The 8875-nt window shown below is 61.8% G+C and carries 10 protein-coding genes; 4 read left to right on the plus strand and 6 right to left on the minus strand.

Going from position 1 to position 8875, the window contains the following annotated elements; all coding sequences use genetic code 11:
- Positions 1-42 precede the first annotated feature (42 nt).
- On the minus strand, positions 43-690 hold the full coding sequence (locus ASF60_RS25815; protein ID WP_244478497.1) for a hypothetical protein: 648 nt from the start codon (positions 688-690) through the stop codon (positions 43-45).
- A gap of 357 nt (positions 691-1047) precedes the next feature.
- Here ASF60_RS25815 and ASF60_RS24730 point away from each other — a divergent pair, with 357 nt between their 5' ends.
- A complete protein-coding gene (locus ASF60_RS24730) occupies positions 1048-1785 on the plus strand; it encodes a hypothetical protein (protein WP_156634271.1) in 738 nt (245 codons plus the stop codon).
- A gap of 292 nt (positions 1786-2077) precedes the next feature.
- Here ASF60_RS24730 and ASF60_RS18125 read toward each other — a convergent pair whose 3' ends face one another.
- Positions 2078-2299: a hypothetical protein gene (locus tag ASF60_RS18125; RefSeq protein WP_056188261.1), complete on the minus strand. Its 222-nt coding sequence runs from the start codon at positions 2297-2299 to the stop codon at positions 2078-2080.
- 628 nt (positions 2300-2927) lie between these two features.
- Between ASF60_RS18125 and ASF60_RS18130 the strand changes: the two genes are divergently transcribed.
- On the plus strand, positions 2928-3530 hold the full coding sequence (locus tag ASF60_RS18130) for a GIY-YIG nuclease family protein (RefSeq protein ID WP_244478498.1): 603 nt from the start codon (positions 2928-2930) through the stop codon (positions 3528-3530).
- 469 nt (positions 3531-3999) lie between these two features.
- Here ASF60_RS18130 and ASF60_RS25215 read toward each other — a convergent pair whose 3' ends face one another.
- Positions 4000-4461, minus strand: a complete 462-nt coding sequence (locus ASF60_RS25215) for a hypothetical protein (protein ID WP_200941003.1) — start codon at positions 4459-4461, stop codon at positions 4000-4002.
- A 100-nt stretch (positions 4462-4561) separates the two neighbouring features.
- Between ASF60_RS25215 and ASF60_RS24735 the strand changes: the two genes are divergently transcribed.
- Together ASF60_RS24735 and ASF60_RS24000 are read left to right on the plus strand one after the other, a co-directional pair.
- A complete protein-coding gene (locus tag ASF60_RS24735; RefSeq protein WP_156634273.1) occupies positions 4562-4708 on the plus strand; it encodes a hypothetical protein in 147 nt (48 codons plus the stop codon).
- Positions 4709-5900: 1192 nt separating this feature from the next.
- Positions 5901-6757, plus strand: a protein-coding gene (locus ASF60_RS24000) for an IS5 family transposase (protein WP_443136779.1) whose coding sequence is annotated in 2 segments (ribosomal slippage) — positions 5901-6273 and positions 6273-6757 — 858 coding nt in all. Because the reading frame shifts where the segments join, the coding sequence is not laid out codon by codon here.
- A 14-nt stretch (positions 6758-6771) separates the two neighbouring features.
- On the opposite strand, the gene ASF60_RS25820 is transcribed toward ASF60_RS24000, so the two are convergent.
- From ASF60_RS25820 to ASF60_RS25830, 3 genes are read right to left on the minus strand one after another with little or no spacing between them, the layout of a single operon-like run.
- Positions 6772-7008 carry a hypothetical protein gene (locus tag ASF60_RS25820; RefSeq protein ID WP_056188277.1) on the minus strand — a complete coding sequence of 79 codons (237 nt, stop codon included), beginning with the start codon at positions 7006-7008 and terminating at the stop codon, positions 6772-6774.
- A gap of 40 nt (positions 7009-7048) precedes the next feature.
- Positions 7049-7606 carry a ShlB/FhaC/HecB family hemolysin secretion/activation protein gene (locus ASF60_RS25825; RefSeq protein ID WP_056188280.1) on the minus strand — a complete coding sequence of 186 codons (558 nt, stop codon included), beginning with the start codon at positions 7604-7606 and terminating at the stop codon, positions 7049-7051.
- Positions 7600-8367 carry a POTRA domain-containing protein gene (locus tag ASF60_RS25830; protein ID WP_056188282.1) on the minus strand — a complete coding sequence of 256 codons (768 nt, stop codon included), beginning with the start codon at positions 8365-8367 and terminating at the stop codon, positions 7600-7602. Before ASF60_RS25830 ends, ASF60_RS25825 begins: the two co-directional genes overlap by 7 nt.
- Positions 8368-8875: the final 508 nt, after the last annotated feature.

The raw sequence follows: 8875 nt of genomic DNA on the forward strand, positions 1-8875 counted from the left end.
GTGACTGTAGGCACGGGCCATGGCGATCTCCCTGACGAACCTTCAGGGATCAACGCTCACCTCGCCGCAACGACTCAGGGATCGTGGAAAACGCTCTAGCTCAATAAGCGGTTGAAGGTAGGGCACGCGGCCCTTATCCGCGGCTGCAAGCAGGAGCTGCTCCTCATTGCCCTCAAGGCGACGGGTGCGACCCTTCGGTGGCGAGGGGCGGCGGACGAGCTTGCACGGGTTCTGCGCGACGTGAATGCTCCACTCGCGCCGGGCCGTGTCGATGGCGTGCGAGATCGTGTTAAGCTCGCGAATGATGGTCGCCGGCGCCACGGTCTTGAGGCGCTCGTCGCGGTAGGCAGCGAGGTCTGCGGTCGAGAGCGTTGTCATGGTCCGGAAGCAGATGGGCCTGCGCAGGATCGCGTTGATGCGGGCGATCTCAGTGACAGCGCTGCGCTTCGAGGGCGAGACCTCGTCGCGATAGCGAGTCAGAAGCTGCGCGAGCGTCATGCTCTCGGCTGGACGCATATCAGGCAGCGCACCGTTGCGGTCGAGCTCCGCTTCGAGGCTGCGCGCCCAGCGCTCGGCGTCACTTTTGCTGTCGAAGCTCTTGGATCTGGGCTGCATGCCTTTGCGGCGAACAGCAGCTTGCCAACGTCCTCGAAGCTTTCGGATCGTCGCCATCGTATCGATGTCCTCCATGTGCGAGCGCTGCACTGAAGGACGCCACGGACGTCCCTACAAGGAAAAGCCCTTTTTCGATGATGCTTTATTGCCTCCAAACTCTTCGCTGATGCCTTCCTCCTGGCGGCATTCTACTTCACTGATTGCTTGATACAAAAACTATTTCAAAGTTGCACAATTGCAGCTAAGCGTAAGTGCCTCAAGAACCAAGAATTTTCCCGCCGCGAAGAATGCGAAATCGGGCGGGTGAAAAAAGTTCTGACAAAATGTAAAAACCCGAGACTCGATCGCTATAACAGGATTGCAAGGGGCAATCGTGGCGTCCGAGCAATCCCGCGGCGTATGCCGCTTCTATAAAACCAATGGAAAATAATAATGAGCATTTTTGCTAACGGCGGAGCTTTGTCCGAATTCGTTTCTAAGACTCAGAACAACAACTGCTTCGAAGTGCCAGCTGCGAGCCCTGAAATTCTCACGCTCTCAGCCGATACTAATATTTACACGATGGCGCTGCCATTCGTATTTACGGGCAATTCAAGGATTAATTACCTGAATAACAGCGACAACGACAGCCTATTTTTTAAGGCCGTGTGCAGCCATTTCCGTGGCGCAGAGACCGAAGAAGGTTTTGACGCCGGCGAAACAGCTGAATTAGTGCTTGTGGAAGATTTTGAAAGTCTTGAGTGTCCAGATTATTTGATTGACTACAAGAATCCCCGGACCATGAGTTGGAATGCTGCGCTTACGCGTATTTTGCAGAATACGCCTATCCATATCGAGGAGTGTTTTGAGCGGAATCAGGTTGATTTGCCTCTCTACGAAAACAACTTAACTAAGCTCCGGCTAGCCTCTCACATCATTTGCGAGACGTGCAAGTGGCTTATTGAATGCAAGGAAATTCCTCGTATTCGCAATGCGCGCCAGGCCCTTGTTTATCTGCTCTCCAGTTGCCCCTTCCACAATCGGATTGGTAAGTGTTGGTTTGCGCGGAGTTCTGAAAGCCTTCGCCCCCGTTCATGGTGGGCCCGCGCTTATCCTGGCCTCGCATATTTCTGGATCGCTCAGGAATTCGCTGAAGAGCCCTGTGTGTTACTGCCTGCATACAGCTCTTAGAGCTATGGCCATATGATCTATGCGGGATTGGTGTTAGGCCTGCTGGTTTGATCTTAGCCAGAGATTTAGCACGCTTCTGTTCGGTTTAATCAAATTTCGGGAAAGCCGAAGGCGCATGTCTTCTCCTTAAGTCGCTAGCGATCCGCGCTTTCCTGATATTAGATATTTTTGATAGCGACCGCTCAGTATCCAGTGGGGATCGTCAGGATCTGACATGGAAGATGGATGCGTGGAAAGGAGCAATCATCAGTGTTTTCGCACTCGCTCCACGTCAGTATGCGATCCTACATCCTCAATGAGGCGGCTCCTGGCGCTTGGCGATCTTCGTGAGATCGTCCTGGCTGATGTTGCGCAAGGCGTGAAGGAACCTGTCGAGGGCTTCCTCCAGAGTGTGCCCTTGGGCCCGTGCGGCCTCCTCCATCCTCTCGAGCTCCACCTCGGAGAATCTCTGGCCGGTGAGGTGCTCCAGCTCTTGGAAGGCGATGAGGTGTGCGACCTGATCTCTGATACTCATACGGGGCCTTCGCGTCCTCCAGGATGGTGAACCTGTCGATACTCGATCCCGCTTCCTCCAAGGGCAAAAACAAGTGCGTCGCGAGCAAACCTCTCTGCGGCCGCGAAAATTGGCGTTTCGCGAATTCGATCTGAACGAATGGGCGAATGCGAGAGCGTGGGATTTCCGAGGCAGTAGCACCAACTTGTCCGCCCTACGCGAAAATCACGTTTTTCGCGGACAAACACCGGACGTTTGCAGGACAACTGCTAGACAAAAACGGACATCTGCGATTGTTCGGATTGAGTCCCGGCGGACACGCAGGGGACGAGATGTCCGAGCGAAGGGCGTTACCCTCAGCACGAGCTTGCCTCACTGTCATAGCCCGCTGCGCACCTCATAGGCCCGCTCCTCGATGCCCCTCTTGTTCAACACGCTCCTGACCCAAGCTGGGATCACTCCGGGTGACGTGCGGCTTCTTCGGCATCAGGACAGCAGGGCCACGAAGGGGCGCACTCCTTACGCATTGTGGCGCACCGACCTGTCCGCATTTGACGCCTACCAGGCGCACCAGAGCGAGCGGAACCGCACGGTCCTTAGCTCCCGTCCCTTGTGGGCCTCGTTCGTTGGGACGCCTGCGCGCGAGACCTTGTTCGTTGGCCTCTACAGGGTCAGGTGTCTGGGTCTCCTCGCTGTCGATACCCCCGAGCCGCACACTGACGAGATCATGAAGGCGGGTGCCTGCGACCTCTACGAGGTCGTGCGCGACGAGCGACTTTCGGATCTTGGCGGCAAGGTCGTGATCGCTTGGGGGCTTGGAACGAGGTCATGGGCGCAGCGGGCCGACCGGCAGGACAAGGTAGTTCTCGAACTGCGATCCGAGTTCAAGGAGCCGGAGTTCCCCGGGCACCTCGCCTTCCTACGAGCGCTATCCGAGATCGACCTCCTACCAGAGAGCTGGAAAGTCGCTCTCGCGGCTACGAAGGGCGTCTACCTTCTGACATGTCCGAGAACCCGCGAGATCTACGTCGGCTCGGCAACGGGCTCCGGTGGCTTCCTGAGCCGCTGGCAAGAGTATGTGCGCACCGGGCATGGCGGCAACGTGCGGCTCAGAGCGCGCGACCCTTCCGACTATCAGGTCTGCATCCTCCAAGTCGCCGGGTCCGACGTCATGGACGAGGAGATCCTCAGAATGGAGAGTCTCTGGAAGCTCAAACTCCAAAGCCGGGAGATGGGCCTTAATGCGAATTAGCGAGCCCTATGAAATTTTGCTCTCAAGCTCCCCTAGAGAGGCTCGAGAGTCAGGAGGCACCCACCCAAGCATCAAGACACCGCGGGGATCCCGCTTGGGGGCTCCTGAGACGATTCTGGCGCACTCCAGAATGGGTGAATGGGTGCATGCGCGAAGTAGCCCACGTCCGCCAAGGATCGGATCAGGGTGTTCGTGGGCGCACAACGCACCCCCTACGAGGAAGCGCAGCCTCTCTAGGACTTCGACGTTGTAATTGCGCCACCCGATTTCCGCTTGTTCGATGCACGCCGTCCAAGTGCCGTCGCCTGAGTGCCCAAAGCAGCTCGGGCGTGCACCCCGATCACGTCACGCCCATCGAAAGCGACGATAACGGCGCCTTCTTCTTCGCCGAGGTGTGCATCTAAGGCACAGATACGCAAGTCACCACTGATTGACGATTGCGAATCCTGCGTCGTTTCGATCAGGGCGATCAGCTCAGGTAGCTGGCGATGACACCGATGATGATGAGGGTGAGCACCACGCCTGCCGGGCCAGCGACTGCGTGAATCCCGCCGCCCACAATGAGGATCATGGCCCACTTGAAGCTGAGGCCGAGCCACATCAGGAAGGCGAGTGCGATCCCGACGGTAACAATCCCTATGGCGAAGGCTTCGCCTGCCGCATTGCTTCCGCTGTAGCTGGCGCCGCTGCTCGCGCGCGCCGGCTTCAGGAGATCGTCAACCGAGACCGTCGTCCGATTGTAGGCGCGGTTGTAGATCGCCTTCTTCGGGTTGGTGAACAGACCCATCCCGCGCGGAGCTTTGAAGCCCATCGAGTGACGAACATGGCGCTTCCACGAGGTGCGCGCCGAGATACGACCGCGGATGCTTAGCCTGCGAACCCCGAAGCGCATGTGTGTCCGCCCTCCTTTTTGGTTGTCGATGGCGCCCATGGAACTGTCAAGCTGATCCGATGTCGTTTCGGATCAGGACGCTGATGCGTCTCTCGCGATCTCCCGCTATGCAGCCGAAGCGTAGCAGTAGGAGATGGTCGTGGGAGTTGGTCTTGTGGTCGCCGGGGTCGTCGTTGGCGCCTTCGTCCTGGGACGCGGCGACAAGGAGGAAGGTCCGGCCGTGTGGTTGGCCTGGGGCCTGATCGGCGTCGGCGTGATGGTGCTGACCTTCGCAAAGGGCGACTAGATCAGCTCCACGATCGTGTAGGGCCGTTTGTTGGCCAAGGAGTAGGCGAGCTCCTCGGCTCAGGTCCGCGCGCTGATCGGCGGAATTTTGGGGCCGTTCGACGTGACCTCGGCCGGCGCGTCCTCGAACTCCCGAAGGAGAATGGTCCTCTCCTTCGTCTCGGGGGCGGTGCAGGTGATCCTAGACGTGCTTGGTGTGCGCGAGCTACAACTCATGGTGCGATCGTTGTCGCGAGGGATGATCAAGATGCTGCACTTGTCGTCGCCGAAGCCGCAGGTGGAGAAGCGCAAGCAGAGACACTACGAGTGCAAACAGACGAAGAGATCACAGAGCACGGCCTCGATCTACGAGAGCATGAGAGCGTAAGGGCTTTGCCTACCTTAAATTTCTGAGAGGAACCCGCTCGCCAAGGGTCCAAGCCGGGAGATCGGGAGCACAGAAGGCACTCCCCAGCGGATAGGTTAAGTCTTCTAGGACTTCGTCTCTTTGGCAGGATCGGATTGCTGCGGAGGCGTCAAGCTCAAATCAGAGAGCTCCAGCGGTTGAGGCTGGAGTTACATCAGGCTCGATTTGAAGTTATCATCATCGAGTGCAAACGAAATCAGAGTCCAGGCGCTGCCGAGCAGACAGTGAGTAGCTCCGTTTGAGCTCGTATGCCGCGAGCCGTCCGAGCGCCGGCGCCGAGACGTTCATCGAGGGCAACTTCCAAGCCCCGATGTGGCCCATTTGCGCCGCGACGAGCTTTCCAACATCGTAGGTGTGGACGCCAGAACGCTAAGTTATTGAAGAAGCTGGAGGCACTTAGCACGTTGGAGAGCCGGGTCCTCCACCTTCGGAGGGCAACGCTCTATCCAGCTGAGCTACGGGTGCTGACCGTGTCGCTCTGGTAGCCCATGCGGGGGCTCCGCGCAACGGGGGTGGGGAGGCCATAAGGCTCAAAGGGGTGTCTGCGAGCGCTCCGAAGGCAAAGGTCACACGTTCGAATCGTGATCGGGTTGCGCAGGGAGCGAGGGGCGCCGTTTGTGGGCTGAGATGCTGGGCAGATGCGGCGTTCGGATCGTGCCGCGTCTGCGCCGCGTCCGTGCCGTGGTCCCGTCGATGAGGGGCTCCAACACTGAGTGTCTGTTCGGCAACAAATTGTGTGATTTGAGTAGGTTGTGATTCAAGCGAGGGCTTGAAAGGGCCCTTGCTGATGTGGACGACCGAGAACCGTGCTCGTTATGACCGGAGCGCCTTGCGCTACGCGAGCGACCTGACGGACGCGGAATTGGGGCTGATTGCGCCGTTGATCCCGTCGGCCAAACGGGGCGGGAACAAGCGCACGATCGAGATGCGGGCCGTGGTGGACGCCTTGATGTACGTGCTGAGCACGGGTTGTCAGTGGCGGACCCTGCCCACGGACATGCCGGCCCGCAGCACAGTCTACGGCTACTTCGACCTGTGGGACTACGAGGGCACGTTGATGCGCATCCATCACGCGCTGTTCGTGCAGTGCCAGGAGCAGGCGGGACGCGAGGCGAGCCCGACTGCGGCGATCATCGACAGCCAGAGCGTCAAGGGCGCGGAAAAAGGGGGGTGTCGATCGGTCCGCCCGGCTTCGACGCGGGTAAGAAGATCAAAGGGAAGAAGCGCCACATCCTCGTCGACACCCAGTGTCTGCTGATGCCCGCCCTGGTGCATTCGGCCGGCATACAGGATCGTGACGGAGGGGTCTGGGTGATGGCGACCCTGTTCGGGCTCTATCCGTTCCTGCTCAAGCTCTACGCTGACGGCGGCTATCAGGGCCCCCGCTTCCAGGCAGGCCTCCGCCGCGCTTGCCGACAGGTCGATGTCGAGATCGTCAAGCGATCCGATCAGGCCAGTGCCGTCACGGCGAAGGGCTTCACCGTCCTACCCAAACGCTGGATCGTCGAGCGAACCTTCGCTTGGCTGAACCGCTGCCGCCGCCTTGCCAAGGACTTGGAATGCCACAGCCGAAAGGCCCTGGCCTTCCTCCACTGCGCCTCCCTCCGCCTCATGATCCGAAAGCTCTGCCAGGCTGCAAAATGATCCCGGACAGACTCTCAGAACTGAAGGGACGTGGTGACGGTGACGCGATCGTCGGTGAGCCGGTAGTCGGATCGCTCCGCGCGGCCGTACTCGACGGTCACGCTGAGATTGCTGAAGCTGGCCTGCGGCGCTGCGCCCAGGCGCAGGCCGACGCCGTAGACACTGGCCCGCACGATGGCCCGTTCCAGGGCGGTGGGGCGTTGCTGGCGCACTGTGCCGAAGGCGCCAAAGCCGTAGGGGCTGATCAGCACCGCCCCGGCCTAGCTCGGCCTCCGGCAGGCCCGAGCCGAGCTAGGCCGGAACCGACGGTAGGCCGAAGGGCAGGCTGACCGGTACCAGGAAGGAGACCTGGACCTCGCCGCGCACGACGTAGCCGTCGTCGCCCTGGAACAGGCCGGCATCGAAGGCCGACAGGCCCGAGAGGGTGGCGAGCCCGATCTGCTCGGAGCGGGGCAGCGCCTGGTTGAACGCGGTCTGGGCGCGGGCGCGCAGGTCGAGAGTCAGGTGCTCGGCCAGCGGCTGGGTGTAGGCCAGCGTCGCCTCCAGCTTCTGGAACTCGGGCCGGGCACCCTGGCGCGAGAGCGGCTCGCGCTCCGAACCGGCCGGAGGCGGGCGGCGGGCGCCGAGCCCGTCGATCCCGAAGGCGCCCATCAGCCGCCCGCTGACGATCCCCTCCCACGGCGTGAACCACAGGACGTCACCGCCCATGCGGGCGATGCGGAGCCGATCGAGGGAGAGCGGCGCGGCCACCGGGGCGATTGCCGACAGCCTCTCCTCCTGCGCGTCGAACGCCACCTCGCCGCTCAGGGTGATGCTGCGGCTCCGGATCAGTGGATAGCGGGCTAGCAATGAATACCGTCTGAAATCGGAGGTGACGCCGAGCGCGCCCGGCGCCGCCTTCGGCGTGGCGCGTGCGTCGGTCGTCTCAGGGTCAGCCCGTCGCTCCCGAGGGGCAGGATCATGCCGACGGCGAGCGCGCGGTTACGCGGCTCCTGGGCGAAGAATCCCTGCGCTCCGCTCGGATCGGGAGCACCCGCAGCACGCAGATAGAGCAGTTCGCCATGGCCGGTGGGTCCGTTGAGGTCGAGCCCGAAGCCTGTCGCTGCGCGCCCGAGCGCGCGTCCCAGCGTGTTGTCGGCCGAGACCGATCCGGTGACTGGCTTATAGCGCGCCTCGACGACAAGGAGGCGGGCGCCCGGCGCCGTCCCGGGGGCCAGAGTCGAGCGCAGCACCGCGCCGGGCGTGTCGCCAGCCAACAGGATGCGACGCTCCAGCCGGCGCAGGCTCAGGCCGCGCTCGCCCACAAGGGGCGCGAGCATGGCGGCAACCCGCTCGCGGATCTCCGGCGGCAGGGCTGAGGCGTCGACCCGTTCGATGAATCCATCCACGACTAGCAGGCGCAGGTCCGACCCGTTGACGAGGCGCTGGGCCGGGAGGACGACCCGGATCAGGGCATAGCCGGCGGCCGCATAGGCTTGTTCTAGATCCCGCGCCGCCTCGAACAGGGCGGTTGCCGGAACGGTGCGCCCCGACAGGCGCGCGGTGATGGCGGCCGCCTTTGCCGGGAGCGACTCGACATCGCCTTCGATCCGGACGGAGCGCACCCGCACCGACAGCCGGTCCGCGCCGGGCGGGGCCTGCGGCCCGGCTCCTTCGGGGATCGACAGGCCGCCGCCGCCCGCCTGGAGCGCCGGCGGCGCGAAGGACGGTGGCGTGATTTGGGAAGCGGTCTGGGCCTGCGCGAGGCCGGAAAGCCCGATTCCGACCCCGATTCCGACTCAGTGGCCGCTTCCAGGTCCGAAGACGCCTCTGAGGCCAGCGGCCGCGCCGCGCTGCGCCATTCCGAGCATCAATCCTGTCCGCTGCGTCAGGTGTCTGAGGGGCCGTGAGTCCGTCCGCACGATCGCGCCCACTTTCCGATGCACCCGCTGGGGCGCCACCGCGGAAGCGGCGAGACTTGGCCGAGCAGGATTGCTCGTACCGGTTGTTTCTCATATATTGCAAATGTGTGCAACGAGTGTTAGGGTGTGAACCGAACCAAGACGTTGCGAGAATTCTGGTTTTGTGATTCAGAGCCGCCGTTTGCAGCACGGAGGCGGCGATGGCGGACCTGTTCTG

Origin of the sequence: Methylobacterium sp. Leaf113, from assembly GCF_001423325.1 — a bacterium.
Classification (GTDB): domain Bacteria; phylum Pseudomonadota; class Alphaproteobacteria; order Rhizobiales; family Beijerinckiaceae; genus Methylobacterium.

Bases quoted from the DNA above. Each gene is read 5' to 3' on its own strand.
- ASF60_RS25815 (WP_244478497.1), bottom strand. From the start codon at position 690: ATGGAGGACATCGATACGATGGCGACGATCCGAAAGCTTCGAGGACGT.
- ASF60_RS24730 (WP_156634271.1), top strand. From the start codon at position 1,048: ATGAGCATTTTTGCTAACGGCGGAGCTTTGTCCGAATTCGTTTCTAAG.
- ASF60_RS18125 (WP_056188261.1), bottom strand. From the start codon at position 2,299: ATGAGTATCAGAGATCAGGTCGCACACCTCATCGCCTTCCAAGAGCTG.
- ASF60_RS25215 (WP_200941003.1), bottom strand. From the start codon at position 4,461: ATGGGCGCCATCGACAACCAAAAAGGAGGGCGGACACACATGCGCTTC.